Below are 25,297 nucleotides of genomic sequence, written 5' to 3' on the forward strand. Positions count from 1 at the left end.
CCCGTGCGCCTGTGGGATTTTTCATATCTGGCCCACCCGTCATGGCGGCCGGATAATGCCTAATCTTAAGTGACACCCGCCCGCTCTCACCGGCAGAACCATGACCGAACTCGTGCTTACGCTCTTCAGTGCTGCGCTGATCAACAACTTCGTGTTGCACTGGCCGCTGGGCGTCGATCCGCTGTTGGCTGGCGAACGCCGTCAGGTGCATGCGCTGGGGCTGGCAACGTTGTGCCTGATGCTGATTGTCGGTGTGGCGGGTTATGCGATCTGGCATTGGCTACTGGTGCCGTTGCAACTGGAATTCCTGCGGCTGTTTGTATTCCTGCCGCTGAGCGTCCTGCTGATCACGCCGTTGCTGAAGTTGCTGACGCGTTGGCGACCCGATATGCCGTTCGACGGTTTGTGGCCGCTGCTGCTGGGCAATGCCGGTGTGCTGGGGCTGACGCTGATCAACGCGCAAGCGGACAAAGGCCTGTTTCATGCGACAGCGCTGAGCCTTGGCGCCGGTCTGGGTTTCTGGCTGGTGTTGAGCCTGTTCAGCGATTTGCGTGAGCGCACGGCCGACAACGATATTCCCCTGCCCTTTCGTGGCCTGCCGATCCTGTTGATCGGCGCCGGACTGATGGCCGTGGCTTTTCTCGGATTCAGTGGACTGATCAAAACATGAGTCTGATTCAACGCATCGATGCCCTGCTGCCGCAGACCCAATGCGGCAAGTGCGGCCATCCCGGATGCAAACCCTACGCTGAAGGCATTGCCGACGGCGAGCCGATCAACAAGTGCCCGCCGGGTGGCGACGAAACCATCGCGGCGCTGGCCGAACTGTTGAAAATCCCGGTGCTGGAGCTGGACATCAGTCGTGGTTCGGCGCCGCCGCAAGTGGCCTACATCCGCGAAGCCGAATGCATCGGCTGCACCAAGTGCATTCAGGCCTGCCCGATCGACGCCATTGTCGGCGCAGCGAAGCTGATGCACACCGTCATCATCGACGAATGCACCGGTTGCGATCTGTGCGTGGCGCCCTGCCCGGTCGATTGCATCGAGATGCACCCGCTGCCTTTGGGCACACTGCCGGTGGTAGGCGGTCTGGCCGCCAGCCTTGAAGAACAACAGGCCCGCGCGGCCAAACGCGATCACGCCCGACAACGCTTTGAACGGCGCAATGCTCGCCTGCAACGCGAAGAACAGCAGAAGCAGGCCGAGCGCGAGGCCCGGACACAGCGCGCGGCACAGGTCGAAGTCGCCGCCACCACGCTCGATCCGGCGCAGGCGGCGCTGGAACGGGTGCGCGCGCAAAAGGCCGCGACCGCCGATGCTGCGCTGAAAAAAGCCAAGATCGACGTGGCCATGAGCCGGGCGCAATTGAACAAGTCGCTCAAGGCGTTCGGTCATCCGCCGACCTTCGATCAGCAATCGCAACTGATCCTCCTGCAACAGCAGTTCGAGGCGGCCGAACAGGCACTGGCGAAGCTGGAAAACAGCGCGGCACCTGCGCCAGTCGTGGCCGCTCCGGCGAAGGACGCCGATCTGAAACGGGCGAAGATCCAGTTGGCGATGCGCCGCGCCGAGCTGAAAAAGGCGCAAACCGCAGAGGCTCCGCCAGCCGAGATCGCCGCGCTGGAGCAAGCGCTGCGTGACGCCGAACAGGCGTTGCACAACGCCGAAGCGGCAAGCGATCAACCGGCGCCCGAGCTTGTGCGTGTCGAGAAACGTCCGATCGACGACCACCTTCGTAAACTGAAAACCGAACTGGCCTACGCTCGCGCCGATCTGAACAAACTGCAACGACGCGACGGCACGCCCGCCGACATCCTCGAAAAGGCCCGCGCCCGCCTGCAAGAAGCAGAGCAGCAGGTAAAAGCCCATGTCATCCATTGAAACCGGAGACGAGCGCCTGCAACAGGCAATGAAGCTGGTTTTACTGGCGACATTGCCGGGATGGCTGGCGTTGTTCTGGTTTTACGGTTGGGGCGTGCTGATCAACCTGATCCTGTCCGTTGTCACGGCCTTGGGCGTTGAAGCTGCCGTGACTCATCTGCGTCGGCAACCTCTGCAGGCCACCTTGACCGATGGCAGCGCAGTGGTCAGCGCCACGCTGCTGGCGATCGCGCTGCCGCCCTATTGCCCGTGGTGGCTGACGGTCACGGCGATCGCCTCGGGCCTGCTGCTGGGCAAGCATCTCTACGGTGGCGTGGGCCGAAACCCGTTCAATCCGGCCATGCTCGGCTTCGCACTGGCCATGGTGATGTTTCCTCAGCCGATGACCCACTGGCCGGGCCATGGCATGGATCTGGCGGCGGCTTTTGGCCAGGTGTTCAATCTGGGCGCGCAACCGGATGCCTGGGTTCAGGCCACCGCGCTGGACAGTCTGCGCATCAATAAAAGCCTGACCATGGACGAACTGTTTGCCGGCAATCCGGCATTCGGGCGCTTTGGCGGGCACGGCGTTGAATGGGTGAACCTGGCGTTCCTCGCCGGTGGACTGTTTTTGTTGCAGCGTCGAGTGTTTGGCTGGCACGCGCCGGTCGGCATGCTCGCCAGCCTGTTCGTGATCAGCCTGTTGTGCTGGAACGGTTCGGGATCCGACTCCCACGGCTCGCCACTGTTTCACCTGCTGAGCGGCGCGACGATGCTGGGGGCATTTTTCATCGTCACTGAACCGGTGTCGGGAGCAAAAAGTCCGCTCGCCCGCCTGCTGTTCGGTGTCGGCGTGGGCTTGCTGACTTACGTGATTCGCACGTGGGGTGGTTACCCGGATGGCGTGGCGTTCGCGGTGCTGTTGATGAACCTGTGCGTGCCGGCGCTGGAGCGCTTCGCGATGGCCCGTCAGGCGCAGGTGGCGCCATGAACCGGACGAACAGCCTGATCACACTGGCGTTGATTACTGCGTTGGGCATCGGCGTGACGTGGTTGGTGCAACGCAGCAACGCACCTCAGATCGCCGCCGAACAGCGTCTGCTTGAAAGTCGCAAGCTGTTGGACGTGCTGCCGGTCGACGCTTACGACAATCAGCCGCTTGAACAACCTCTGGCGCTGACCGACATCAACCTGAGCCACAGTCTGTTGCTGGGCGGTTATCGGGCGAGCAAAGGCGGCCAACCCGTGGCAGTCCTGTTGCGCAGCCAGGCCCAAGGTTATGCCGGCAATATCGAGTTGCTGATTGCCATCGACGCTAACGGCCGATTGCTCGGTGTAAAAACCCTCGAGCAAAACGAAACACCTTCGCTGGGTGGACATATCGGCGACTGGCCAAATAGCTGGCTTCAGACCTTTAGCGGAAAATCGAGCAACCAACCGACGGACGCCGGATGGGCCTTGAAGAAGGATCAGGGGCAATTCGACCAGATCGCGGGCGCAACCATTACCTCTCGCGCGGCCATCAATGCCATCCACGATGCCCTGCGTTACTTTGATGAACACCGGACGACCCTGCTCGGGAGCACGCCATGAATACGTCAGCGACTCTGGCGAACTCAATGATGCTGGTGTTGTTGATCGGTGCCACCGACTCTGTGGCGGGCGCGCTGGCGACTCTGTTGATATTTGCGGTTGTCGTGGGCATTTACGGTTTGTGCATGGCACCGCTGCGCTCGCGCCTGAGCAACGAGAGCCTGTTGCCGGTCAGCCTGGTACTGGCCGCGACCCTGGCCGGCAGCGCCGATATTGTTCTGCAACGCGGTGCGCTGCAGTGGCATCAACTGATCAGTCTTTATGCCGGGCTGATCGGCTTGCAGTGCGTCGTGCTGGAGCACAATGGATTTTTTCGCCGGTCTGTCCGTAATCGACTGAAACTGTGCGGCCTGTTTGCCGCACTGATGATTGTGCTCGCGGTGTTGCGTGAGCTGATCGGTCAGGGCAGCATCGGCCATCATTTGTCGGAACACTGGCAAGGTTTGATTCTGTTCGGCGACGGCCTGCATTTCGCGACGCTGGCGCCCGGCGCCTTCATATTGCTTGGACTGTTACTGGCCGCCCGTCAGGCCTGGGCTCGCCCCTCCGACCTACCCGAGGAAACGCATCACCCATGAATGCCGCAAAACGTCTGGAGATCTTCCGCAGGCTTCACGAGGACAACCCCGAACCCAAGACCGAACTGGCCTACTCGTCGCCTTTCGAACTGTTGATCGCGGTGATTCTGTCCGCGCAATCAACGGACGTCGGGGTAAACAAGGCGACGGCCAAGCTGTTCCCGGTGGCGAACACGCCGGCAGCCATTCACGCCTTGGGCGTCGAAGGGTTGTCCGAGTACATCAAGACTATCGGCCTCTACAACAGCAAGGCCAAAAACGTGATCGAGACCTGCCGCCTGCTGGTCGAGTTGCACAATGGCGAAGTCCCGCAGACGCGCGAAGAACTGGAAGCCTTGCCCGGCGTTGGCCGCAAAACCGCCAACGTGGTGCTAAACACCGCGTTCCGCCAGTTGACCATGGCGGTGGACACCCACATTTTCCGGGTCAGCAACCGCACCGGGATTGCACCGGGTAAAAATGTGGTCGAGGTGGAAAAGAAGCTGATGAAATTTGTGCCAAAGGAATACCTGCTCGACTCGCACCACTGGCTCATTCTTCACGGACGCTACGTGTGTCTGGCGCGCAAACCCCGTTGCGGCAGCTGTCGGATCGAAGATCTGTGCGATTACAAGCACAAAACTTCCGACGATTGAGCGGCTATGGGTTTTATTGATTTATCGATTGAAAAAATCTTTTTTACCATCTGCTGGAATATCGATATAAGGAGCGCCAAAGGCAGTCTTAGCCTGGAGTCGACCTTATGAGCACCAGCAAAGAGCAATTAGAAGCGGATGACGATTTTATCGCCACGGAGGCCGATGATGCCGAACCTGTGGTTGAAGTCGCCAAGACCAACTTGAGCAAACGCCGAACCATCGACAACCTGCTCGAGGAGCGCCGACTGCAGAAGCAATTGGCCGATTACGATTTTGATCTCTGACATTTGAAAGCCTCCTGAAACGGAGGCTTTTCTCTTTATGTCACACGCTGATTCCGATCCGCCCATGATCCGTCAGCCACTGAAACCCTCAGACAAGGCCGTTTCGTTGCGCCAGTTCAATCAGATCCACCAGCGAGCGCGCATTGAGTTTCAATAACAACCGAGTCTTGTAGGTACTCACGGTCTTGTTGCTGAGGAACATTCCGTCGGCAATCTCCTTGTTGGTCTTGCCGCGCGCCAATTGCTGCAACACCATCATCTCGCGCCCGGACAGGCGATCAACCATGTCCGCCTCGCTGGCATTCCCCAGGCTGGTTCGCACGGTGTGCAACGCCTGGTTCGGAAAATAGCTGTATCCAGACAGTACCGCCTTGATTGCACTCAGCAACTCCGTCAGATCCTGTTGCTTGCAAACATATCCCGCCGCCCCCGACTGCATGCATCGCATGGAGAAGTGTCCCGGTGACTGGGACGTCAGCACGAGCACTTTCAACAGCATTGCACTTGTTGTAAGGCGCGCGATGACTTCCAGTCCATCCAGTTTCGGTATGCCGATATCCAGAATGACGATATCCGGCATCTGGTCACGAGCCAGTTGTAACGCATCTACGCCATTATCGGTTTCTGCAATGACTTCGTAGCCATGACGTTCCATCAGCATACGTACCGCAAGACGAATGACGGGGTGATCATCCACGATCAGCACTTTATTCATGGGCAAGTCCAGTTTCGCTGTTCGAATTTTTAGAACCGGCACAATAACGTAGTCATTTCCTACATGGCATAGAGAAGTTCCTCTACACGGGTAGCGAGAGACGCCTCCTACAGCCAATAAAGACTATTCCTACAGAAATGACTCACCCACACAAAAACATAAACTATTTTCAGTACGACGAACGCCTGCCACCCTGCTTAAGAGAGCGCCCGCAAATCCAAAAAGGAAAAAAAACACGAGTTATTATCGAGCACAAAAAAACAGCAGATACAACTTATCGGTATCGCAAACACGAGAATTAATATAAACACAAAAAACACACCTCAGACTGACCCAGTCATTTCACACCCACCCAACCCAAGACAACGAGAAAGACTAAAACCATGAGTAAATAACATGCTAAAACTCAACAAGAAGATACCCAACCCGATCAGCGTTATCGCCATCTTTGCATTTATATCAGAGACTTCCGCTGCCGTTTCCCTGCCATTCCTCAATAACAATGAACGGGAAATCTACGTCTGGTTTCTGATCACCTTTCCTTTCTACCTGCTGCTTCTATTTTTCATCACACTCAACTTTAACTATCGCGCACTATATGCACCTTCGGATTTTGATAATGACAAGAATTTCCTGAAGGCTTTCGAGGAAACAACTACCCACCCACCAGAAGTACCCTGCGAACACGTCAATAGCGGGTCATACCCAATAAAACTACCGAAACCGTTGAGCGAGGTGTACATCATTGATGCTCGACAGAAAAACACGACTCTGAAAATAGAGGAGCTACTGGAAAAAATCCCACACCCAAACAAGCATTCGCCCCGATTATTCCTTTTTTTAACTGACGCAGTGTCGGACATTTTACTCAATGAACATGTCGCCAGATCAGCAAAACAGGCGAAAACGCCACAAGGAACAACGTACTTTAGTATTTACAACACCCAGTCATCTAACATTTCCGTATTGGGAAAGTTTTAAAAAATAGAACGCGGAGCGCGACATCCATGCAATGCAAGATCTACAGCCGATGAAGACGGGAACGCTGACCGATATCAATCAGGTCGAAAAAGAAACACCAAAAACGGCCTTGTCATTAAGACAAGGCCGTTTTTTCACATCAAGTCCCGATGGACTCAGAACAGCTTGCGGCCCTTGTTGGCAGCAATGCGCATGCGTAGCGCGTTGAGCTTGATGAAGCCCGCCGCGTCGGCCTGGTTGTAGGCGCCGCCGTCTTCTTCGAAGGTCGCGATGTTGGCGTCGAACAGCGAATCGTCGGACTTGCGGCCGGTCACGATCACGTTGCCCTTGTACAGCTTCAGGCGCACTACGCCGTTCACGTTGACCTGGGAGGCGTCGATCATCTGTTGCAGCATCAGACGCTCAGGGCTCCACCAGTAACCGGTGTAGATCAGGCTGGCGTACTTCGGCATCAGCTCGTCTTTGAGGTGAGCGACTTCGCGGTCCAGGGTGATCGATTCGATGGCGCGGTGAGCGCGCAGCATGATGGTGCCGCCCGGGGTTTCGTAGCAGCCACGTGACTTCATGCCGACGTAACGGTTCTCGACGATGTCCAGACGGCCGATGCCGTGCTCGCCACCGATCTTGTTCAGCGTCGCCAGCACGGTGGCCGGGGTCATTTCAACGCCGTCCAGCGCAACGATGTCGCCGTTGCGGTAGGTCAGTTCCAGATATTGCGGGGTGTCGGGAGCCTTCTCCGGGGAGACGGTCCAGCGCCACATGTCTTCTTCGTGCTCGGTCCAGGTGTCTTCCAGCACGCCGCCTTCATAGGAGATGTGCAGCAGGTTGGCGTCCATCGAGTACGGGGATTTCTTCTTGCCATGACGCTCGATCGGGATCGCGTGCTTCTCGGCGTAGTCCATCAGCTTCTCGCGGGACAGCAGGTCCCACTCGCGCCAAGGGGCGATCACTTTCACGCCTGGCTTGAGTGCGTAGGCACCCAGTTCGAAACGGACCTGGTCGTTGCCCTTGCCGGTCGCGCCGTGGGAAATGGCGTCGGCGCCGGTTTCGTTGGCGATTTCGATCAGACGCTTGGCGATCAGCGGACGCGCAATGGAAGTACCCAGCAGGTACTCGCCTTCGTAAACGGTGTTGGCACGGAACATCGGGAACACGAAGTCACGCACGAATTCTTCGCGCAGGTCGTCGATGTAGATTTCTTTGACGCCCATGGCCTGCGCCTTGGCGCGAGCCGGCTCGACTTCTTCGCCCTGACCCAGGTCAGCGGTGAAGGTCACGACTTCACAGTTATAAGTATCCTGCAGCCACTTGAGGATCACCGAAGTGTCCAGGCCGCCGGAATACGCCAGAACGACCTTGTTTACGTCCGCCATGCCATCACTCCACGGGGTTCTACGGAAAGCCGAGGAGTCTACCGCTCAAACGCGATAATTTACAGAGGCGCGACAGCTTAAGACGACAAAGCGACAGATTCTGTCGAGAGGGCGACGATGACCGGCAGGTCAGGAAGTCGCCGCCGTGTTGGCAGGCGTGCTGGCCTGAGGTGCCGGAGCAGTCGTCGGTGCCACCCGCGCCAGGTGTACGTTGACCCGACGGTTCTTGGCCCGGTTGGCGGCATTGGTGTTCGGCACCAGAGGATAACGCTCACCATGGAAACGCACGGTGATCTGCGATTCCTGGATGCCATTGGCCTTGAAGAAGTCGACCACCGCCAGCGCGCGGCGACGCGACAGTTCGCGATTGGTCAGGCGATTGCCGCTGTTGTCGGAATGGCCGTCGAGTTCGATGTGATTGACCGTCGGATCGGCCTTCATATACTCGAGCATCACTTGCAGCTTGGCCTTGGCGGCGGCGTCCAGTTCGATGCCTTCGCCGGGGAAGCCGATCTGCGATTGTTTGACCTGATCGAAATTCTGCGGGAGCAGTTTCGCCACGCAGGTCTGATAGTCATTGAACGCCTTGCTGAACTTGACCGGCAACAGGCGCACTTCCGACACCCGACCATCGCCCGATGCCCGGCGTACCACCGGGCTGCGACCGTCCATCAGCCCGCTGATCAGTTGCCCGGCCTGGGACTGAGAACTGTTGAACAGCACGTTGCCGCTGCCCAGTCGAACCGTGCCCAGATTGATGTCGCCACGTCCCGGCTGCCACGGCGCAGCCGCTGCCAGCAGGGTCGCCGAACCGCCGCCGAGCATGGCGTTGAAGGCGTTCAGGCGGAAGGTCGCCTGCTCGCCGGCCTTGCGCACGAATTGCCCCGAGCCGAAGTCGGTGATCGGCTGCGTCAGGCGGCACTCGAACTTGTCGCCCTCGACCGTCCACTCAATGTTCTCCAGACGGGTCTGGTAGGTCAGTGCCATCGCGGGAAGGCTGGCAAACACACTGAGCAAGGCTAAATATCGCTGGCGCACGGGAGGCTCCATTGGCTTCTACAACAAAAAAGACCGAGACATACATCTTTACGGCATACCTATGGGATATCGGACGCTCGTCGCAAAACTTGATAGCGAGTGCCTGCAAGAGTCTTTTCCGGTAGCATTCGCCTCAGTTTGACCCGCCTGGAATCCCCTCATGTCCGACCGCCTGACCCTGCTGCGTCCCGACGACTGGCACATTCATCTTCGCGATGGTGCCGTGTTGACCAATACCGTTGCGGATGTCGCGCGCACCTTTGGTCGCGCCATCATCATGCCCAACCTGGTACCTCCGGTGCGCAACGCCGCTGAAGCCGACGGCTATCGCCAGCGGATTCTCGCTGCCCGCCCGGCCGGCAGTCGTTTCGAGCCGCTGATGGTGCTGTACCTCACCGACCGCACCCAGCCCGAAGAAATCCGTGAGGCCAAGGCCAGCGGTTTCGTGCACGCCGCCAAGCTGTACCCGGCCGGCGCCACCACCAACTCCGATTCCGGGGTCACCAGCATCGACAAGATTTTCCCGGCGCTGGAAGCCATGGCCGAAGTCGGCATGCCGCTGTTGATCCACGGTGAAGTCACCCGTGGCGACGTCGATGTGTTCGACCGCGAAAAAATCTTCATCGACGAGCACATGCGTCGCGTGGTCGAGCGTTTCCCGACGCTGAAAGTGGTGTTCGAACACATCACCACCGGCGACGCCGTGCAGTTCGTCAACGAGGCTTCGGCCAACGTCGGCGCGACCATCACCGCGCATCACCTGCTCTACAACCGCAACCACATGCTGGTGGGCGGGATCCGGCCGCACTTCTACTGCCTGCCGATCCTCAAGCGTAATACCCATCAGGAAGCTTTGCTCGACGCGGCCACCAGTGGCAGCGCGAAGTTCTTCCTCGGTACCGACTCGGCGCCGCACGCCCAGCACGCCAAGGAAGCCGCCTGCGGCTGCGCCGGCTGCTACACCGCGTACGCCGCCATCGAGCTGTATGCCGAAGCCTTCGAACAGCGCAATGCGCTGGACAAGCTCGAAGCCTTCGCCAGCCTCAACGGCCCGCGTTTCTACGGCCTACCGGCGAACACCGATCGCATCACCCTGGTTCGTGACGAATGGACCGCCCCGACCAGCCTGCCTTTCGGCGAGCTGACCGTTATCCCGCTGCGCGCCGGTGAAAAACTGCGCTGGCGCCTGCTGGAGGAACACGCGTGAGTGAAGACCATTTCGACGACGAACTGGACGGTCAAGGTGGCGGCGGTTCGCGCCATCCAATGGCAGCACGTTTTCGCGGCTACCTGCCGGTTGTCGTCGACGTAGAAACCGGTGGTTTCAACTCGGCCACCGACGCTCTGCTGGAGATTGCCGCGACCACCATCGCCATGGATGAAAAGGGTTTCGTCTACCCGGATCACACCTACTTCTTTCGCGTCGAGCCGTTCGAAGGCGCCAACGTTGAAGCGGCGGCGCTGGAGTTCACCGGGATCAAGCTCGATCACCCGTTGCGCATGGCCGTCAGCGAAGAAACGGCGCTGACCGACATCTTCCGTGGCGTGCGCAAGGCCTTGAAGGCCAACGGCTGCAAGCGGGCGATTCTGGTCGGCCACAACAGCAGCTTCGACCTGGGCTTCCTCAACGCCGCCGTCGCGCGGCTGGACATGAAGCGCAACCCATTCCACCCATTCTCCAGCTTCGACACTGCGACCCTCGCCGGTCTGGCTTACGGTCAAACCGTATTGGCCAAGGCCTGTCAGGCAGCCGATATCGACTTCGATGGCCGTGAAGCGCACTCTGCGCGTTACGACACCGAGAAGACGGCCGAGCTGTTCTGCGGCATCGTCAACCGGTGGAAACAGATGGGCGGTTGGGAAGACTTCGACGACTGATACTCGTCGGGTTTCTTCCATTCATGAAAAAACCGGCCACATGGGCCGGTTTTTTTGTACCTCGACGTTGCGCCTTACAGGGCAGCAGCGTTCTCGGTCAGGTAAGCCGCAACGCCTTCTGGCGAAGCGTTCATGCCTTTGTCGCCTTTTTTCCAGTTGGCAGGGCAGACTTCGCCGTGCTCTTCGTGGAATTGCAGAGCGTCGACCAGACGGATCAGCTCTTCCATGTTACGGCCCAGCGGCAGGTCGTTGACGATCTGCGAGCGGACAACGCCTTTGTCGTCGATCAGGAACGCGCCACGGAAAGCCACGCCGCCCTCGGATTCAACGTCGTAGGCCTTGGCGATGTCGTGCTTCATGTCGGCAGCCATGGTGTATTTCACCTGACCGATGCCGCCATTGTTGACCGGAGTGTTGCGCCAGGCGTTGTGGGTGAAGTGCGAGTCGATCGACACGGCGATCACTTCTACATTGCGTGCCTTGAAGTCGGCCATGCGGTTGTCCAGAGCGATCAGCTCGGACGGGCAGACGAAGGTGAAGTCCAGCGGGTAGAAGAACACCAGGCCGTATTTGCCTTTGATGGCCGAGGACAGGGTGAAGCTGTCAACGATCTCGCCATTGCCGAGTACGGCCGGGACGGTGAAGTCAGGGGCTTGTTTGCCTACGAGTACGCTCATTGATATCTCCTGGTGTAGAAACTTGAAGTTCAGGGTTCGGGCCAGCCTGCCACCCTCAGGCGACAGCCCTGTGACACGAACCCCCTTCGCAAGGGCCGACCATCATACACTGCGTTTTTCGACTGTCCTCAAAGGTTTTTCGCGAAATCCCGGCTGGCATCCGGCCATGTACCACCGTTCGTCAGTCACAGGCGTTGGCGATGAAAACCACTGGGAAAGCACTTTGACAATCATTCTCGTTAACATTAAGATCCATCGCAATTGAGTCACAACCAGCGACGGTTCTCACTTATGTATGTTTGCCTCTGCACTGGCGTCACCGACGGACAGATCCGCGAAGCGATCTATGAAGGTTGCTGCAGCTATAAAGAAGTCCGCCAGGCCACCGGCGTAGCCAGCCAATGCGGCAAATGTGCGTGCCTGGCGAAGGAAGTGGTTCGCGAAACCCTGACCAAGCTGCAAACCGCCCAGGCTGCGATCCCCTACCCGGCAGAATTTACCGCCGCATAATTACCCCGATTTCGAAGAACCGGACTTAAGTCCGGTTTTTTTATGCCTGAAAATCAACTGCTTAGCGCCCAGACGCGGAACACAAACATTCTTATTCCGATTAATTTTCATTTATTATTCAATAACTTAGGTTTGACACTTATAAATACCAAGCTCAAACTCTGCCTTATATACCGTTACTTAGGGCAGGACTCCCATCATGAAAGGCGACGTAACAGTCATCCAGCATCTCAACAAGATCCTTGCCAATGAGCTGGTCGCGATCAATCAGTACTTCCTGCATGCACGCATGTATGAAGATTGGGGCCTGAACAAGCTCGGCAAACACGAGTACCACGAATCCATCGACGAGATGAAGCACGCGGACAAGCTGATCAAGCGCATCCTGTTCCTCGAAGGCCTGCCGAACGTGCAGGATCTGGGCAAGCTGCACATCGGCGAGCACACCAAGGAAATGCTGGAGTGCGACCTGCGTATCGAGAAGACCGGCCACGCCGATCTGAAGGCCGCCATCGCCCACTGCGAATCCGTCGGTGACTTCGGCAGCCGCGAACTGCTCGAAGACATCCTCGAATCCGAGGAAGAACACATCGACTGGCTGGAAACCCAACTGGGCCTGATCGATAAAGTCGGTCTTGAGAACTATCTGCAATCGCAGATGGGCGAAGACGAGTAATTAGCCAGCGCTAAACTCGAGACACTAAAAAGCCCCGCCCTCTTTCAAGAGGCGGGGCTTTTTATTGCCCGGATTTCAGACTGGCTGAAACCCGGGCAGAAGCCAATCAGGCTTCGGACTTGGCCGCAGCAGCCTTGGCGGATGCTTCCTTGACCAGAGTCTGCAGCTCACCGTTGGCGAACATTTCAGCCATGATGTCGCTGCCGCCGACCAGTTCACCGCCGACCCACAGTTGCGGGAAAGTCGGCCAGTTGGCGTACTTTGGCAGGTTGGCACGGATTTCCGGGTTCTGCAGGATGTCGACGTAGGCGAACTTCTCGCCACAGCCCATCACAGCCTGCGCAGCTTTCGCGGAGAAGCCACACTGCGGGGCATTCGGCGAGCCTTTCATGTAAAGCAGAATGGTGTTGTTGGCAATCTGCTCTTTAATCGTTTCGATGATATCCATGGAGCACCTCGGCTGAACTTTCCGACTCATGGGTCGGCACGGTGGCGCATTGTAACGGAATCCCGAGCGCGCTGCTCGGTCTCCCCGACAGACATGCTCAAGCCGCCGCCACCGTCACCGGCACGCCATTGAGCGCCGCGTTGCCTGACAGCTCGTCGAGCTGGCATTCATCGGTCAGGTCATTGGCACTGGAGCCCGGCTGACCGCTGGCAATCGCCATCTGCACGCCCGGCCGGGCATGGCCCCATCCATGCGGCAGGCTGACCACGCCCTTCATCATGTCCGCACTGCCCAGCACTTCGACCTCGATCTGCCCGACCCGTGAACTCACGCGCACAAGCTGACCATCACTGAGCCCGCGACTGGCGAGATCGTCCGGGTTCATCAACAGCTGATGACGCGGCTTGCCCTTCACCAGCCGATGGTAATTGTGCATCCACGAATTGTTGCTGCGCACATGACGGCGGCCGATCATCAACAGCTCATCGGCGGCCGGTGCCTGCAAAGCGGCGAAACGCGCGAGGTCAGCGAGGATTTCCGGCGGCGCGGCCTGAACTCGTTGATTGGCGCTCTTCAATCGCGGTGCCAGGTTGGGTTTCAGCGCTCCCAGATCAACGCCGTGAGGATGATCGAACAGCGTCGCCAGCGACAATTTGTGCTCGGATGCATCGCCATACAAACCCATGCGCAACCCCATGTCGATCATCTTCGCCGGCGGCATCGTTGGCTTCAGCTCCTTGCCGGTCTTCGCGGCAAAGGCCTTGGCCAGGCCGACGAAAATTTCCCAGTCGTGCAGCGCCCCTTCGGGTTTGGCGAGGATCGCCCGATTGAACCGGGTGACGTTGCGCACCGCGAACAGGTTGAAGGTGGTGTCGTAGTGATCGTTCTCCAGCGCCGAAGTCGACGGCAGGATCAGGTCGGCGTAACGCGTGGTTTCGTTGATGTACAGATCGACGCTGACCATGAACTCCAGCCCGTCCAACGCCTGCTCCAGTTGCCGGCCGTTGGGTGTGGACAACACCGGGTTGCCGGCCACGGTAATCAGCGCGCGGATCTGCCCCTCGCCTTCTGTGAGCATTTCTTCGGCCAGCGCCGAGACCGGCAACTCGCCGCCGTACTCAGGACGCCCGGACACGCGGCTCTGCCATTTATTGAAGTGTCCACCCGAAGTCGACGCCACCAGATCCACCGCCGGCTCGGTGCACAAGGCACCGCCGACGCGGTCGAGGTTGCCGGTGACCAGATTGATCAACTGCACGACCCAATGGCACAGCGTGCCGAAGGCTTGAGTGGAAACACCCATCCGACCGTAGCAAACGGCGCTTGGCGCGGCGGCGAAGTCCCGGGCCAACTGGCGGATCTGTTCGGCAGGAACCGCGCACAACGGGCTCATGGCTTCAGCGGTGAACCCCGCCACCGCAGCGCGAACCTCATCCAGGCCGTCCACCGGCAAATGACTGTCAGACGTCAGCCCTTCGCTGAACAACGTGTTGAGCACACCAAACAACAACGCCGCATCGCCACCGGGGCGCACGAACAAATGCTGATCGGCCATCGCCGCCGTCTCGCTGCGCCGTGGATCAACCACCACCACTTTGCCGCCCCGGGCCTGGATCGCCTTCAGACGCTTCTCGACATCCGGCACGGTCATGATGCTGCCGTTGGACGCCAGCGGATTACCGCCCAGGATCAGCATGAAATCGGTGTGATCGATATCCGGGATCGGCAGCAGCAGGCCGTGGCCGTACATCAAGTAGCTGGTCAGGTGATGAGGCAGTTGATCGACCGACGTCGCCGAATAGCGGTTGCGGGTTTTCAACAGGCCGAGGAAGTAGTTGCTGTGGGTCATCAACCCATAGTTGTGGACGCTGGGGTTGCCCTGATACACGGCGACCGCGTTCTGCCCATGACGCTCCTGAATCGCCGAGAGTTTTTCGGCGACCAGTTCGAACGCTTCGTCCCACTCGATGGGCAGCCATTCGCTGCCGACCCGGCGCATCGGCTGGCGCAGGCGATCCGGATCATTCTGGATGTCTTGCAGCGCCACGGCCTTGGGGCAGATGTGTCCACGACTGAACGTGTCCAGCGCATCGCCCTTGATCGAGGTGATCTGCACCTGACCGTCGGTTTCGGTGGTTTCGATGGTCAAGCCGCAAATGGCTTCACACAGGTGGCAGGCACGGTGATGGAGAGTCTTGGTCATGGCCAGTCTCTGTCTTGTTCTGGGCAGGCAATCACGCCTGCGGGAACAAAACTATGGCCCGCGACCCGGTGCAGCGCCAGCGACGTTCGTCTTGTGAATCGGCGGCCATCAGGCCCGCCGATAGACGCGTCAGTTCGCCGGAAGCTGGGGCGGTGCGGCCAGCTGGATTTCCTGGATGGTCTCGATCTGCTCGTGGGCGACGTGGACGCCGGTGAGTTCGCCGATCAGTCGCCAATGCTCGTCGAGCCCGGCGCTGATGGTCGCCATCCGGTCGATCATCTGCCGGCTGGCGGCCTTGACCACGTCGTCATCGCTGCGCAGCAGTTCGAAGGACATCGAGGTCATCGAGGCGGTAAGGTGGGTCAATGAGCGTGCCGTGTGGCCCAGCAGTTCCATTAACAGTTTTTCTTTCGATTCCATGCGGAGGCTTCCTGCGTCGCTCGTGATTTATTTATAACCCAGCACTTTGCTTTAGCAAATGTTTCAACCTGCGCATCCGACCAAGCGAACCAGTGGCTCATCGGTCGCAAACCGACCAGGGCTGTGCCATCCCCGCCGCGCCTGATTGCCAAGCCCGGTGGGGCCAGTGTACAAATGCCTCGCTGCCCTCTCGAAAACTGACCGGAAATCACAGTGTTCGCACTGTTCTCACTCCGGCACATTTCTGCAAAAACCGTAGCCTATTGGAAAAACGCGACATTTAGTGTCAATATCGCGCCTTCCCCTATTTCGTCGCCCCCGTGCGGCTTACGCCGCAGGTCTCGCCCGTTGTTCCGATAAACAAGGCTTTGAGCATCTGCGGTTTGTAGCAAAAAGGTAGTCAATGATGAGCGCAAGGCACTTTCTCTCCCTGATGGATTGCACGCCCGAAGAGCTGGTCAGCGTGATCCGTCGAGGCGTTGAGCTCAAGGACCTGCGTAACCGCGGCGTACTGTTCGAGCCTCTGAAAAACCGCGTCCTGGGGATGATCTTCGAGAAATCCTCGACCCGTACCCGGATCTCCTTCGAGGCCGGCATGATCCAGCTCGGTGGCCAGGCGATCTTCCTGTCGCCGCGCGACACCCAGCTGGGCCGTGGCGAGCCGATCGGCGACTGCGCCATCGTCATGTCGAGCATGCTCGACGCAGTGATGATCCGTACCTTTGCCCACAGCACCCTGACCGAATTCGCCGCCAACTCCCGCGTGCCAGTGATCAACGGCCTGTCCGATGACCTGCACCCGTGTCAGTTGCTGGCCGACATGCAGACCTTCCTCGAACACCGCGGCTCGATCCAGGGCAAGACCGTGGCCTGGATCGGCGACGGCAACAACATGTGCAACAGCTATATAGAAGCGGCGATCCAGTTCGACTTCCAGTTGCGCGTGGCCTGCCCGGAAGGCTATGAGCCAAACCCTGAATTCGTGGCCAAGGCCGGTGATCGCGTAACCATCGTCCGCGACCCGAAAGACGCCGTGCGCGGCGCGCATCTGGTGAGCACCGACGTCTGGACCTCCATGGGTCAGGAAGAGGAAACCGCCAAGCGCCTCAAACTGTTCGCGCCGTTTCAGGTCAACCGCGCCCTGCTCGACCTGGCTGCCGATGACGTGCTATTCATGCACTGCCTGCCCGCTCACCGCGGTGAGGAAATCAGCCTCGACCTGCTCGATGATCCGCGCTCCGTCGCCTGGGATCAGGCAGAAAACCGTCTCCACGCACAGAAGGCCCTGCTCGAGTTCCTCGTCGAACCGGCATATCACCACGCATGAGTCATGAATTACTGCTGAACCTGCGCAACCTCGCTTGCGGCTATCAAGATCAACGTGTGGTGCAGAACCTCAATCTGCACCTCAACGCCGGCGACATCGGTTGCCTGCTAGGCTCCTCGGGCTGCGGCAAGACCACCACCCTGCGTGCGATTGCCGGTTTCGAACCGGTGCACGAAGGGGAAATTTCTCTCGGCGGTGAGGTCATCTCCAGCGCCGGTTTTACCCTCGCCCCGGAAAAACGCCGGATCGGCATGGTGTTCCAGGACTACGCGCTGTTCCCGCACCTGAGTGTCGCGGACAACATCGCCTTCGGTATCCGCAAGCACCCGAACAAGGAGCGCGTCACCGAAGAGCTGCTGGAACTGGTCAACCTGAAGAACCTCGGCAAGCGCTTCCCCCACGAACTGTCCGGCGGCCAGCAGCAACGTGTCGCCCTCGCCCGCGCCCTGGCGCCGGAGCCGCAACTGTTGCTGCTCGACGAGCCGTTCTCCAACCTCGATGGCGAGTTGCGCCGCAAGCTCAGCCATGAAGTGCGCGACATCCTCAAAGCCCGTGGCACCAGCGCGATTCTGGTGACCCACGACCAGGAAGAAGCCTTCGCCGTCAGCGACCACGTCGGCGTGTTCAAGGAAGGCCGGCTGGAGCAGTGGGACACGCCGTACAACCTCTATCACGAGCCGGCGACGCCGTACGTGGCCAGTTTTATCGGTCAGGGTTACTTCATTCGCGGCCAATTGGGCAGCCCGGAATCGGTGCAGACCGAACTCGGCGAACTGCGCGGCAATCGCGCCTACACCTGGCCGATCGGTGGCGCGGTGGATGTGCTGCTGCGTCCGGACGACATCGTTTACGCGCCGGACAGTGCGCTGAAAGCGCGGATCGTCGGCAAGACCTTCCTCGGCGCCTCGACCCTGTATCGCCTGCAACTGCCGACCGGCGCACAGCTGGAATCGATCTTCCCGAGCCATGCCGACCATCAGGTAGGGGCAGATGTCGGGATTCGGGTGGCAGCGGAACATCTGGTGCTGTTCCAGGCCTCCGGCAGCACCGCTGCACAGATTCCGGCGGTGGAAAACGGCGTTCGCCGTTACAGCACCGCGCACTGATCTGCACACAAATAATAAGGGAGCTTGATGGCTCCCTTGTTTTTTGGCTTCAGCCCAGCATCAATGTGCCGCTGGCCACCAGCGTCGCATTCCCGCCGATCTTCACCCGCTCGCCTTCCAGCTGACAGAACAGTTCACCACCCCGCGCCGAACGCTGGCATGCAGTGAGGCTGGATTTGCCCAGACGTTTCGACCAGTACGGAATCAGGCTGCAATGTGTCGAGCCGGTCACCGGGTCTTCATTGATGCCGATGGCCGGGGCGAAATAGCGCGAGACAAAATCATGCTGATTGCCCCGGGCGGTGACGATCGCACCCAGCCAAGGCAGCTTGGCGAGGGCGACCATGTCCGGCTGGCAATCAAGCACCGCCTGCTCGGACTCCAGCACCACGAACAGCTCGTTGGAACTCAGAACATCCACCGCCTGAACATTCAGCGCCCGTTCGATCTCCACGGTGACGCCTTTCTCCACCGCTTCGATGGCCGGGAAATCCAGCCACAACCTGCCACCCTCGCGGCTGACGCTCAACGGCCCGGACTTACAGGTGAAGTCCAGACGCTCGGCGCTTTCCTTATAGATCTCGAACAGTACATAGGCGCTGGCCAGGGTCGCGTGACCACACAGCGGCACCTCGGTGGTCGGCGTGAACCAGCGGATGTGCCACGCCTGCCCTTCGCGCACCAGAAACGCGGTTTCCGCCAGATTGTGCTCGGCGGCGATCTTCTGCATCAGTTCGTCCGCGAGCCACGCGTCGAGCCGATAGACCATTGCCGGATTGCCACTGAACGGTCGATCACTGAACGCGTCGACCTGATGAAACTCGAGCTGCATAACCTTCTCCCTGTGTCAGTCGAACGAGCATGCAGCGCCGGCCGGATCAGCGCCAGTGACAGTACCGGCCAATTTTCTTCATACAGACGTCATGGGCGACCGATGTCGGCAAATTTCGCCTGGGTGTGCTCTGCCAATACCGCCGGCGCCAGCTCCACTTCCAGCCCTCGCCGGCCAGCACTGACATAAATGGTCGCAAAAGGCTGGGCCGAATTATCGATGAAGGTACGCAGGCGTTTTTTCTGCCCCAGCGGGCTGATGCCGCCCAGCAGGTAACCGGTGGAACGCTGCGCGGCGGCCGGGTCGGCCATCTCGACTTTTTTCACGCCGGCGGCATGGGCAAGCCCCTTGAGGTCGAGACTTCCGACGACCGGCACCACCGCCACCAGCAACTCACCCTTCTCACTCGCCGCGAGCAGCGTCTTGAACACCTGCGCCGGATCGAGCCCCAGTTTTTCCGCGGCCTCCAGGCCATACGACGCGGCCTTGGGGTCATGTTCGTAACTGTGCACGCGATGTTCGGCACGAACTTTTTTCAACAAGTCCAACGCAGGGGTCATGGCAGCTCCGGGCTCGGCAGTGGCAAAAAATCCTGCGGCGGATTTTAGGCCATCGCTGTGCAAAAGGCTCTACCACGCGCCACGTTTCCCGGGGTTTGCAGGCCGATAACAATCGTGCGAGACGGGTGACCCGCAGGATCATTCACGTGACTGATAGTTTATTTGTGACTGGCGGTTCACTTTCGACCTTTGACAGGTTTGTTTCTTGTCTATATTTTTTCGAATCTGAATAATGTAAGAATTATCGTCATCGCAGCACCCAGCAGTAAACCGGGAACAGGATGGGGATCCTGCCTCGGCGAAAATCGCGCCTTGCCCTGTCGGCAACGCGCCAGACAACAACAAAAACCGAGGTTTTCAATGACAACTGCGTTACAGCAACCTTCGCTCTCGAGCCAGTGCCTGGCCGAGTTTCTGGGTACTGCACTTCTGATCTTTTTCGGTACGGGTTGTGTCGCCGCGCTCAAGGTCGCGGGCGCCAGCTTCGGTCTGTGGGAAATCAGCATCATCTGGGGCGTCGGCGTCAGCATGGCGATCTACCTCACCGCCGGCGTTTCCGGCGCGCACCTGAACCCTGCCGTCAGTATTGCCCTGAGCATTTTCACCGACTTCGAAAAGCGAAAACTGCCGTTCTACATTCTGGCCCAGGTCGCCGGCGCCTTTTGCGGCGCTCTGTTGGTTTACACGCTGTACAGCAACCTGTTCTTCGATTTCGAACAAACTCACCATATGGTTCGTGGCACTGAAGCCAGCCTCGAACTGGCGTCGGTGTTCTCCACCTTCCCGAACCCTGCGCTGTCGACTGCCCAGGCGTTCCTGGTCGAGGTGATCATCACCGCGATCCTGATGGGCGTGATCATGTCCCTGACCGACGACAACAACGGCCTGCCGAAAGGCCCGCTGGCGCCGCTGCTGATCGGTCTGCTGATTGCCGTGATCGGCAGTTCGATGGGCCCGCTGACCGGTTTCGCGATGAACCCGGCCCGGGACTTCGGTCCGAAACTGATGACTTTCTTCGCCGGCTGGGGTGAAATTTCCTTCACCGGCGCACGTGAAATCCCGTACTTCCTGATTCCGATTTTTGCACCGATTGTCGGTGCCTGCCTCGGCGCTGCCGGGTATCGCGGGCTGATTGCCCGTCACCTGACCGGCGCCACACCTGCTACAAAGGATGCAGAACCGGCCATTGACGGCAAACCAAGAACTTCTTGAAACAGTCGGCGCGGGCTCCTGCCCTTTAGAGCCCGCGCCACGGCCCACTCTCCCTTATTTCGTCCAAGGCAATCGACATGACCGATATTCAGAACAAGAACTACATCATTGCCCTCGATCAGGGTACGACCAGCTCCCGCGCGATCATTTTCGACCGCGACGCGAACGTGGTGTGCACCGCACAACGCGAATTCGCCCAGCATTACCCGCAAGCCGGTTGGGTCGAACACGATCCGATGGAAATCTTCGCCACCCAGAGCGCGGTGATGGTCGAAGCGCTGGCCCAGGCCGGTCTGCATCACGATCAGGTCGCTGCCATCGGCATCACCAACCAGCGTGAAACCACCGTGGTCTGGGACAAGACCACCGGCCGCCCGGTGTACAACGCGATCGTCTGGCAATGCCGCCGCAGCACCGAGATCTGCCAGCAGCTCAAGCGCGACGGTCATGAAGACTACATCCGCGACACCACAGGTCTGGTCACCGACCCGTACTTCTCCGGCACCAAACTGAAGTGGATCCTCGACAACGTCGAAGGCAGCCGCGAGCGCGCGCGCAACGGCGAACTGCTGTTCGGCACTGTCGACAGCTGGCTGATCTGGAAATTTACCGGCGGCAAGGTCCACGTCACCGACTACACCAACGCCTCGCGCACCATGCTCTTCAACATCCACACCCTGGAGTGGGACGCGAAGATGCTGGAGATCCTCGACATCCCGCGCGAGATGCTGCCGGAAGTCAAAGCCTCTTCGGAAATCTACGGCCGCACCAAAAGTGGGATTGCCATCGGCGGTATCGCCGGCGACCAACAGGCCGCGCTGTTCGGCCAGATGTGCGTCGAGCCGGGCCAGGCGAAAAACACCTACGGCACCGGTTGCTTCCTGCTGATGAACACCGGCGACAAAGCGGTGAAATCCCAGCACGGCATGCTGACCACCATCGCTTGCGGCCCACGCGGCGAAGTGGCTTACGCACTGGAAGGCGCTGTGTTCAACGGCGGTTCGACCGTGCAGTGGCTGCGCGATGAACTGAAAATCGTCAACGACGCCCATGACACCGAATACTTCGCCAATAAAGTGAAGGACAGCAACGGCGTCTATCTGGTGCCAGCCTTCACGGGCCTCGGCGCTCCCTACTGGGACCCGTATGCCCGTGGCGCCCTGTTCGGCCTGACCCGTGGCGTGCGCGTGGATCACATCATCCGCGCAGCGCTGGAGTCGATTGCCTACCAGACTCGCGACGTCCTCGACGCCATGCAACAGGACTCCGGCGAACGCCTCAAAGCCCTGCGCGTGGACGGTGGTGCGGTAGCCAACAACTTCCTCATGCAGTTCCAGGCCGACATCCTCGGCACTCAGGTCGAGCGTCCGAAAATGCGCGAAACCACGGCGCTGGGCGCCGCATATCTGGCCGGTCTGGCGTGCGGTTTCTGGGGCAGCCTGGAAGAACTGCGCGGCAAGGCCGTGATCGAGCGCGAATTCGAACCGAGCCTGGACGAAGCGGCCAAAGAGAAGCTGTATAAAGGCTGGAAAAAAGCCGTCAGCCGTACCCGTGACTGGGAACGTGAAGACGCTGAATAAGCCAAGCTGAGTACTCGTAACCTGTTGTAACTGGTAGGGAGCGGATTCCTGCGGCATCATGGGCAAATTTTGCACGGCAGCCCAAAGGAAGCCCCATGAATCTGCCTCCCCGTCAGCAGCAAATCCTCGAGCTGGTCCGCGAACGCGGCTATGTGAGCATCGAGGAAATGGCCACGCTGTTCGTTGTTACCCCGCAAACCATCCGCCGCGATATCAATCAACTGGCGGAAGCCAATCTGCTGCGTCGCTACCACGGCGGCGCCGCCTATGATTCCAGCGTCGAAAACACCGCCTACGCGATGCGCGCCGATCAGATGCGCGATGAAAAGCAACGCATCGGCGAAGCCATCGCCGCGCAGATTCCCGATCACGCCTCGCTGTTCATCAACATCGGCACGACGACCGAATCGATTGCCCGCGCCCTGCTCAATCACAGCCATCTGAAGATCATCACCAACAACCTGCACGTCGCTTCGATGCTCAGCGCCAAGGATGATTTCGATGTGTTGCTGACCGGCGGCAACGTGCGTCGCGACGGCGGTGTGGTGGGTCAGGCAAGCGTGGACTTCATCAACCAGTTCAAGGTCGACTTTGCGCTGGTGGGCATCAGCGGTATCGACGAAGACGGCAGCCTGCTCGACTTCGATTACCAGGAAGTGCGGGTGTCCCAGGCGATCATCGCCAATGCCCGGCAGGTGATCCTGGCGGCGGACTCCAGCAAATTCGGCCGTAATGCGATGATCCGCCTCGGCCCGATCAGTCTGATCGATTGCCTGGTGACCGATCAGCAGCCGGTGCCAGCCCTGGCGCAACTGCTGAGCCAGCACAAGATTCGTCTGGAGGTCGTTTAACCCCCCTCCCGCATATAACTCCCTCCCGGTGAATTCTCGTTCCCACGCTCTGCGTGGGAATGCCGCCCGGGACGCTCTGCGTCCCATTCAGAAGCCGACGCAGAGCGTCAATGTATGCACTCCCACGCAGAGCGTGGGAACGATCAGTCCGCTCTGCGTGCAACGATCAGTGCTCTAACGCGCATCTTATGTTCGAAAATTTTCTTTTACCCGTCCTTCGATGAGTTTTTTCAATCGAAGTCGACTGGCTGCGCGCGTCTTTATGGGCTACCATTTTCGCAAATGAACATTCATGTTCGATTTCCAAGACAGAAAATCAAAAGAGCCCGAGGCCAGCCGATGTCCACATCTACCTTGCGTACGCCCCCTATCTCCGAGATCTACGACATCGCCGTCATCGGCGGCGGGATCAATGGCGTGGGGATCGCAGCGGATGCCGCCGGTCGCGGTCTTTCGGTGTTCCTTTGCGAAAAGGACGATCTGGCCAGCCACACCTCGTCGGCCAGCAGCAAGCTGATCCACGGTGGCCTGCGCTACCTCGAACATTACGAATTCCGTCTGGTGCGCGAAGCCCTGGCCGAACGCGAAGTGCTGCTGGCCAAGGCCCCGCACATCGTCAAGCCGATGCGTTTCGTGCTGCCGCACCGCCCGCACCTGCGTCCGGCGTGGATGATCCGTGCGGGCCTGTTCCTTTATGACCACCTCGGCAAGCGCGAAAAACTCGCAGGCTCGAAAAGCCTGAAGTTCGGCGCCGACAGCGCACTGAAAAGTGAAATCAGCAAAGGCTTCGAATACTCCGACTGCTGGGTCGACGACGCCCGCCTCGTGGTTCTGAACGCCATGGCCGCCCGCGAGAAAGGCGCGCACATTCACACCCAGACCCGTTGCGTCAGCGCCCGCCGCGCCAAGGGCCTGTGGCACCTGAACCTGGAACGCGCCGACGGCAGCCTGTTTTCGATCACCGCCAAAGCGCTGGTGAACGCCGCCGGCCCGTGGGTCGCCAAGTTCATCCGTGACGACCTGAAGATGGAGGCGCCGTACGGCATCCGTCTGATCCAGGGTAGCCACATCATCGTGCCGAAACTGTACGAAGGCGATCACGCGCACATCCTGCAAAACGAAGATCAGCGCATCGTTTTCACCATTCCGTACCTGAACAACCTGACCCTGATCGGCACCACCGACCGCGAATACACCGGCGATCCGGCCAAAGTGGCGATCACCGACGGCGAAACCGATTACCTGCTCAAAGTGGTCAACGCCCACTTCAAGAAGCAGATCAGCCGTGACGACATCCTGCACACCTACTCGGGCGTACGTCCGCTGTGCAACGACGAGTCCGACAACCCTTCGGCCGTGACCCGCGACTACACTCTGGCGCTGTCCGGCAGCACCGAAGAAGCGCCGCTGCTGTCGGTGTTCGGCGGCAAGCTGACCACCTATCGCAAGCTCGCCGAGTCAGCGATGGCGCAGCTGATGCCGTACTTCACCCAGATGCGCCCGAGCTGGACGGCCACCGCCACCCTGCCCGGCGGCGAGGACATGACCACGCCACAGGCCCTGAGCGCGCTGATCCGCGACAAGTTTGACTTCGTGCCGACCGAAATTGCACGCCGCTGGGCCACCACCTACGGCAGCCGCACCTGGCGCATGCTCGAAGGCGTCGACACCCTGGCCGACATGGGTGAACACATCGGTGGCGGGCTCTACACCCGTGAAGTCGATTACCTGTGCACTGAAGAGTGGGCCACCACGGCGCACGACATCCTGTGGCGTCGCAGCAAACTGGGCCTGTTCACCACGTCGAACGAGCAAGAGCGACTGGCGGCATACCTGAACAAGGTCGAGCAGAACCGCAGCAAGATCGAAGCGGCCTGATCCGTTCGTCGCTGAACAAAAAGCCCCTGAATCGAAAGATTCAGGGGCTTTTTGCATTCAGGCTGAAACAAGGCGCAAT

General features: G+C 59.4%; 27 protein-coding genes. 18 read left to right on the plus strand and 9 right to left on the minus strand.

Annotation, left to right across the window (positions count from 1 at the left end; translation table 11 throughout):
• Nucleotides 1-100 precede the first annotated feature (100 nt).
• The 7 genes from C1X29_RS18585 (at nt 101) to C1X29_RS18615 (ending at nt 4,953) form a co-directional block, all read left to right on the plus strand.
• Nucleotides 101-670, plus strand: a complete 570-nt coding sequence (locus C1X29_RS18585) for an electron transport complex protein RnfA (RefSeq protein ID WP_102687208.1) — start codon at nt 101-103, stop codon at nt 668-670.
• On the plus strand, nt 667-1,881 hold the full coding sequence (gene rsxB / locus C1X29_RS18590; RefSeq protein ID WP_102718069.1) for an electron transport complex subunit RsxB: 1,215 nt from the start codon (nt 667-669) through the stop codon (nt 1,879-1,881). The genes C1X29_RS18585 and rsxB overlap by 4 nt, the downstream gene beginning before the upstream one ends.
• Nucleotides 1,868-2,851, plus strand: coding sequence for an RnfABCDGE type electron transport complex subunit D (locus C1X29_RS18595; protein ID WP_102718070.1), 984 nt, complete (start codon nt 1,868-1,870; stop codon nt 2,849-2,851). The genes rsxB and C1X29_RS18595 overlap by 14 nt, the downstream gene beginning before the upstream one ends.
• On the plus strand, nt 2,848-3,453 hold the full coding sequence (locus C1X29_RS18600; RefSeq protein ID WP_085745272.1) for an RnfABCDGE type electron transport complex subunit G: 606 nt from the start codon (nt 2,848-2,850) through the stop codon (nt 3,451-3,453). Before C1X29_RS18595 ends, C1X29_RS18600 begins: the two co-directional genes overlap by 4 nt.
• The gene (locus C1X29_RS18605; RefSeq protein ID WP_085745273.1) at nt 3,450-4,031 is read left to right on the plus strand and encodes an Rnf-Nqr domain containing protein; all 582 of its coding nucleotides are present in this window, start codon (nt 3,450-3,452) and stop codon (nt 4,029-4,031) included. The genes C1X29_RS18600 and C1X29_RS18605 overlap by 4 nt, the downstream gene beginning before the upstream one ends.
• Nucleotides 4,028-4,666, plus strand: a complete 639-nt coding sequence (nth, locus tag C1X29_RS18610; protein ID WP_007953205.1) for an endonuclease III — start codon at nt 4,028-4,030, stop codon at nt 4,664-4,666. The genes C1X29_RS18605 and nth overlap by 4 nt, the downstream gene beginning before the upstream one ends.
• Before the next feature lie 107 nt (nt 4,667-4,773).
• Nucleotides 4,774-4,953 carry a PA3496 family putative envelope integrity protein gene (locus C1X29_RS18615; RefSeq protein WP_007953204.1) on the plus strand — a complete coding sequence of 60 codons (180 nt, stop codon included), beginning with the start codon at nt 4,774-4,776 and terminating at the stop codon, nt 4,951-4,953.
• 88 nt (nt 4,954-5,041) lie between these two features.
• Here the strand turns inward: C1X29_RS18615 and C1X29_RS18620 are convergent, their stop codons facing one another.
• Nucleotides 5,042-5,668, minus strand: a complete 627-nt coding sequence (locus C1X29_RS18620) for a response regulator transcription factor (RefSeq protein ID WP_102718071.1) — start codon at nt 5,666-5,668, stop codon at nt 5,042-5,044.
• A gap of 396 nt (nt 5,669-6,064) precedes the next feature.
• Between C1X29_RS18620 and C1X29_RS18625 the strand changes: the two genes are divergently transcribed.
• Nucleotides 6,065-6,649 (plus strand): hypothetical protein, encoded by a 585-nt coding sequence (locus C1X29_RS18625; RefSeq protein WP_102718072.1) that lies wholly within the window; start codon nt 6,065-6,067, stop codon nt 6,647-6,649.
• A gap of 155 nt (nt 6,650-6,804) precedes the next feature.
• Here the strand turns inward: C1X29_RS18625 and C1X29_RS18630 are convergent, their stop codons facing one another.
• Together C1X29_RS18630 and C1X29_RS18635 are read right to left on the minus strand one after the other, a co-directional pair.
• On the minus strand, nt 6,805-8,022 hold the full coding sequence (locus C1X29_RS18630) for an argininosuccinate synthase (RefSeq protein ID WP_007953201.1): 1,218 nt from the start codon (nt 8,020-8,022) through the stop codon (nt 6,805-6,807).
• 129 nt (nt 8,023-8,151) lie between these two features.
• The gene (locus C1X29_RS18635) at nt 8,152-9,060 is read right to left on the minus strand and encodes an OmpA family protein (protein ID WP_102718073.1); all 909 of its coding nucleotides are present in this window, start codon (nt 9,058-9,060) and stop codon (nt 8,152-8,154) included.
• A gap of 160 nt (nt 9,061-9,220) precedes the next feature.
• On the opposite strand from C1X29_RS18635, the gene pyrC reads away from it, so the two are divergent.
• Both pyrC and rnt read left to right on the plus strand, forming a co-directional pair.
• A complete protein-coding gene (gene pyrC, locus C1X29_RS18640) occupies nt 9,221-10,267 on the plus strand; it encodes a dihydroorotase (RefSeq protein WP_039765844.1) in 1,047 nt (348 codons plus the stop codon).
• Entirely contained in the window at nt 10,264-10,938 is a 675-nt protein-coding gene (gene rnt, locus C1X29_RS18645; RefSeq protein ID WP_007953196.1) for a ribonuclease T, read from the plus strand. Before pyrC ends, rnt begins: the two co-directional genes overlap by 4 nt.
• A gap of 74 nt (nt 10,939-11,012) precedes the next feature.
• Here rnt and C1X29_RS18650 read toward each other — a convergent pair whose 3' ends face one another.
• Nucleotides 11,013-11,615 carry a peroxiredoxin gene (locus tag C1X29_RS18650; protein ID WP_007953195.1) on the minus strand — a complete coding sequence of 201 codons (603 nt, stop codon included), beginning with the start codon at nt 11,613-11,615 and terminating at the stop codon, nt 11,013-11,015.
• A gap of 291 nt (nt 11,616-11,906) precedes the next feature.
• Here C1X29_RS18650 and C1X29_RS18655 point away from each other — a divergent pair, with 291 nt between their 5' ends.
• Nucleotides 11,907-12,125, plus strand: a complete 219-nt coding sequence (locus C1X29_RS18655) for a bacterioferritin-associated ferredoxin (RefSeq protein WP_007953193.1) — start codon at nt 11,907-11,909, stop codon at nt 12,123-12,125.
• A gap of 199 nt (nt 12,126-12,324) precedes the next feature.
• The gene (gene bfr / locus C1X29_RS18660) at nt 12,325-12,801 is read left to right on the plus strand and encodes a bacterioferritin (RefSeq protein ID WP_011335740.1); all 477 of its coding nucleotides are present in this window, start codon (nt 12,325-12,327) and stop codon (nt 12,799-12,801) included.
• A gap of 106 nt (nt 12,802-12,907) precedes the next feature.
• Here the strand turns inward: bfr and grxD are convergent, their stop codons facing one another.
• The 3 genes from grxD to C1X29_RS18675 all read right to left on the minus strand — a co-directional run bounded on the left by grxD (nt 12,908) and on the right by C1X29_RS18675 (nt 15,872).
• Nucleotides 12,908-13,249: a Grx4 family monothiol glutaredoxin gene (gene grxD, locus C1X29_RS18665; RefSeq protein WP_003227729.1), complete on the minus strand. Its 342-nt coding sequence runs from the start codon at nt 13,247-13,249 to the stop codon at nt 12,908-12,910.
• A 97-nt stretch (nt 13,250-13,346) separates the two neighbouring features.
• Complete coding sequence (locus C1X29_RS18670; RefSeq protein WP_102718074.1) at nt 13,347-15,452, minus strand: molybdopterin oxidoreductase family protein; 2,106 nt, start codon at nt 15,450-15,452, stop codon at nt 13,347-13,349.
• Between the two features lie 129 nt (nt 15,453-15,581).
• Entirely contained in the window at nt 15,582-15,872 is a 291-nt protein-coding gene (locus C1X29_RS18675; RefSeq protein WP_007953190.1) for a hypothetical protein, read from the minus strand.
• A gap of 406 nt (nt 15,873-16,278) precedes the next feature.
• Between C1X29_RS18675 and argF the strand changes: the two genes are divergently transcribed.
• Nucleotides 16,279-17,199: an ornithine carbamoyltransferase gene (argF, locus tag C1X29_RS18680; protein WP_039765834.1), complete on the plus strand. Its 921-nt coding sequence runs from the start codon at nt 16,279-16,281 to the stop codon at nt 17,197-17,199.
• Nucleotides 17,196-18,305: an ABC transporter ATP-binding protein gene (locus C1X29_RS18685; RefSeq protein ID WP_085647248.1), complete on the plus strand. Its 1,110-nt coding sequence runs from the start codon at nt 17,196-17,198 to the stop codon at nt 18,303-18,305. The genes argF and C1X29_RS18685 overlap by 4 nt, the downstream gene beginning before the upstream one ends.
• Nucleotides 18,306-18,354: 49 nt before the next feature.
• Here the strand turns inward: C1X29_RS18685 and C1X29_RS18690 are convergent, their stop codons facing one another.
• Both C1X29_RS18690 and ybaK read right to left on the minus strand, forming a co-directional pair.
• The gene (locus tag C1X29_RS18690) at nt 18,355-19,137 is read right to left on the minus strand and encodes a PhzF family phenazine biosynthesis protein (protein ID WP_102718075.1); all 783 of its coding nucleotides are present in this window, start codon (nt 19,135-19,137) and stop codon (nt 18,355-18,357) included.
• Between the two features lie 89 nt (nt 19,138-19,226).
• On the minus strand, nt 19,227-19,697 hold the full coding sequence (gene ybaK / locus C1X29_RS18695; RefSeq protein WP_007953184.1) for a Cys-tRNA(Pro) deacylase: 471 nt from the start codon (nt 19,695-19,697) through the stop codon (nt 19,227-19,229).
• 360 nt (nt 19,698-20,057) lie between these two features.
• On the opposite strand from ybaK, the gene C1X29_RS18700 reads away from it, so the two are divergent.
• The 4 genes from C1X29_RS18700 to glpD all read left to right on the plus strand — a co-directional run bounded on the left by C1X29_RS18700 (nt 20,058) and on the right by glpD (nt 25,218).
• Complete coding sequence (locus tag C1X29_RS18700; protein WP_102718076.1) at nt 20,058-20,909, plus strand: MIP/aquaporin family protein; 852 nt, start codon at nt 20,058-20,060, stop codon at nt 20,907-20,909.
• 77 nt (nt 20,910-20,986) lie between these two features.
• On the plus strand, nt 20,987-22,489 hold the full coding sequence (glpK, locus tag C1X29_RS18705; RefSeq protein ID WP_039765827.1) for a glycerol kinase GlpK: 1,503 nt from the start codon (nt 20,987-20,989) through the stop codon (nt 22,487-22,489).
• A gap of 95 nt (nt 22,490-22,584) precedes the next feature.
• Complete coding sequence (locus tag C1X29_RS18710; protein ID WP_007953179.1) at nt 22,585-23,340, plus strand: DeoR/GlpR family transcriptional regulator; 756 nt, start codon at nt 22,585-22,587, stop codon at nt 23,338-23,340.
• Between the two features lie 339 nt (nt 23,341-23,679).
• Nucleotides 23,680-25,218, plus strand: a complete 1,539-nt coding sequence (gene glpD, locus C1X29_RS18715; protein WP_102718077.1) for a glycerol-3-phosphate dehydrogenase — start codon at nt 23,680-23,682, stop codon at nt 25,216-25,218.
• Nucleotides 25,219-25,297: the final 79 nt, after the last annotated feature.

This window comes from Pseudomonas sp. GW456-12-10-14-LB2, from assembly GCF_002884345.1.
Classification (GTDB): domain Bacteria; phylum Pseudomonadota; class Gammaproteobacteria; order Pseudomonadales; family Pseudomonadaceae; genus Aquipseudomonas; species Aquipseudomonas paraglycinae.

Excerpts from the sequence above, each read along its gene's own strand:
- C1X29_RS18685 (WP_085647248.1), top strand. The coding sequence starts at position 17,196 with ATGAGTCATGAATTACTGCTGAACCTGCGCAACCTCGCTTGCGGCTAT.
- pyrC (WP_039765844.1), top strand. The coding sequence starts at position 9,221 with ATGTCCGACCGCCTGACCCTGCTGCGTCCCGACGACTGGCACATTCAT.
- C1X29_RS18700 (WP_102718076.1), top strand. The coding sequence starts at position 20,058 with ATGACAACTGCGTTACAGCAACCTTCGCTCTCGAGCCAGTGCCTGGCC.
- grxD (WP_003227729.1), bottom strand. The coding sequence starts at position 13,249 with ATGGATATCATCGAAACGATTAAAGAGCAGATTGCCAACAACACCATT.
- C1X29_RS18600 (WP_085745272.1), top strand. The coding sequence starts at position 2,848 with ATGAACCGGACGAACAGCCTGATCACACTGGCGTTGATTACTGCGTTG.
- C1X29_RS18690 (WP_102718075.1), bottom strand. The coding sequence starts at position 19,137 with ATGCAGCTCGAGTTTCATCAGGTCGACGCGTTCAGTGATCGACCGTTC.
- glpK (WP_039765827.1), top strand. The coding sequence starts at position 20,987 with ATGACCGATATTCAGAACAAGAACTACATCATTGCCCTCGATCAGGGT.
- C1X29_RS18655 (WP_007953193.1), top strand. The coding sequence starts at position 11,907 with ATGTATGTTTGCCTCTGCACTGGCGTCACCGACGGACAGATCCGCGAA.
- nth (WP_007953205.1), top strand. The coding sequence starts at position 4,028 with ATGAATGCCGCAAAACGTCTGGAGATCTTCCGCAGGCTTCACGAGGAC.
- C1X29_RS18710 (WP_007953179.1), top strand. The coding sequence starts at position 22,585 with ATGAATCTGCCTCCCCGTCAGCAGCAAATCCTCGAGCTGGTCCGCGAA.
- ybaK (WP_007953184.1), bottom strand. The coding sequence starts at position 19,697 with ATGACCCCTGCGTTGGACTTGTTGAAAAAAGTTCGTGCCGAACATCGC.
- C1X29_RS18650 (WP_007953195.1), bottom strand. The coding sequence starts at position 11,615 with ATGAGCGTACTCGTAGGCAAACAAGCCCCTGACTTCACCGTCCCGGCC.
- C1X29_RS18675 (WP_007953190.1), bottom strand. The coding sequence starts at position 15,872 with ATGGAATCGAAAGAAAAACTGTTAATGGAACTGCTGGGCCACACGGCA.
- glpD (WP_102718077.1), top strand. The coding sequence starts at position 23,680 with ATGTCCACATCTACCTTGCGTACGCCCCCTATCTCCGAGATCTACGAC.
- C1X29_RS18595 (WP_102718070.1), top strand. The coding sequence starts at position 1,868 with ATGTCATCCATTGAAACCGGAGACGAGCGCCTGCAACAGGCAATGAAG.
- rsxB (WP_102718069.1), top strand. The coding sequence starts at position 667 with ATGAGTCTGATTCAACGCATCGATGCCCTGCTGCCGCAGACCCAATGC.
- bfr (WP_011335740.1), top strand. The coding sequence starts at position 12,325 with ATGAAAGGCGACGTAACAGTCATCCAGCATCTCAACAAGATCCTTGCC.
- C1X29_RS18620 (WP_102718071.1), bottom strand. The coding sequence starts at position 5,668 with ATGAATAAAGTGCTGATCGTGGATGATCACCCCGTCATTCGTCTTGCG.
- C1X29_RS18670 (WP_102718074.1), bottom strand. The coding sequence starts at position 15,452 with ATGACCAAGACTCTCCATCACCGTGCCTGCCACCTGTGTGAAGCCATT.
- C1X29_RS18615 (WP_007953204.1), top strand. The coding sequence starts at position 4,774 with ATGAGCACCAGCAAAGAGCAATTAGAAGCGGATGACGATTTTATCGCC.
- C1X29_RS18585 (WP_102687208.1), top strand. The coding sequence starts at position 101 with ATGACCGAACTCGTGCTTACGCTCTTCAGTGCTGCGCTGATCAACAAC.
- C1X29_RS18605 (WP_085745273.1), top strand. The coding sequence starts at position 3,450 with ATGAATACGTCAGCGACTCTGGCGAACTCAATGATGCTGGTGTTGTTG.
- C1X29_RS18625 (WP_102718072.1), top strand. The coding sequence starts at position 6,065 with ATGCTAAAACTCAACAAGAAGATACCCAACCCGATCAGCGTTATCGCC.
- C1X29_RS18630 (WP_007953201.1), bottom strand. The coding sequence starts at position 8,022 with ATGGCGGACGTAAACAAGGTCGTTCTGGCGTATTCCGGCGGCCTGGAC.
- argF (WP_039765834.1), top strand. The coding sequence starts at position 16,279 with ATGAGCGCAAGGCACTTTCTCTCCCTGATGGATTGCACGCCCGAAGAG.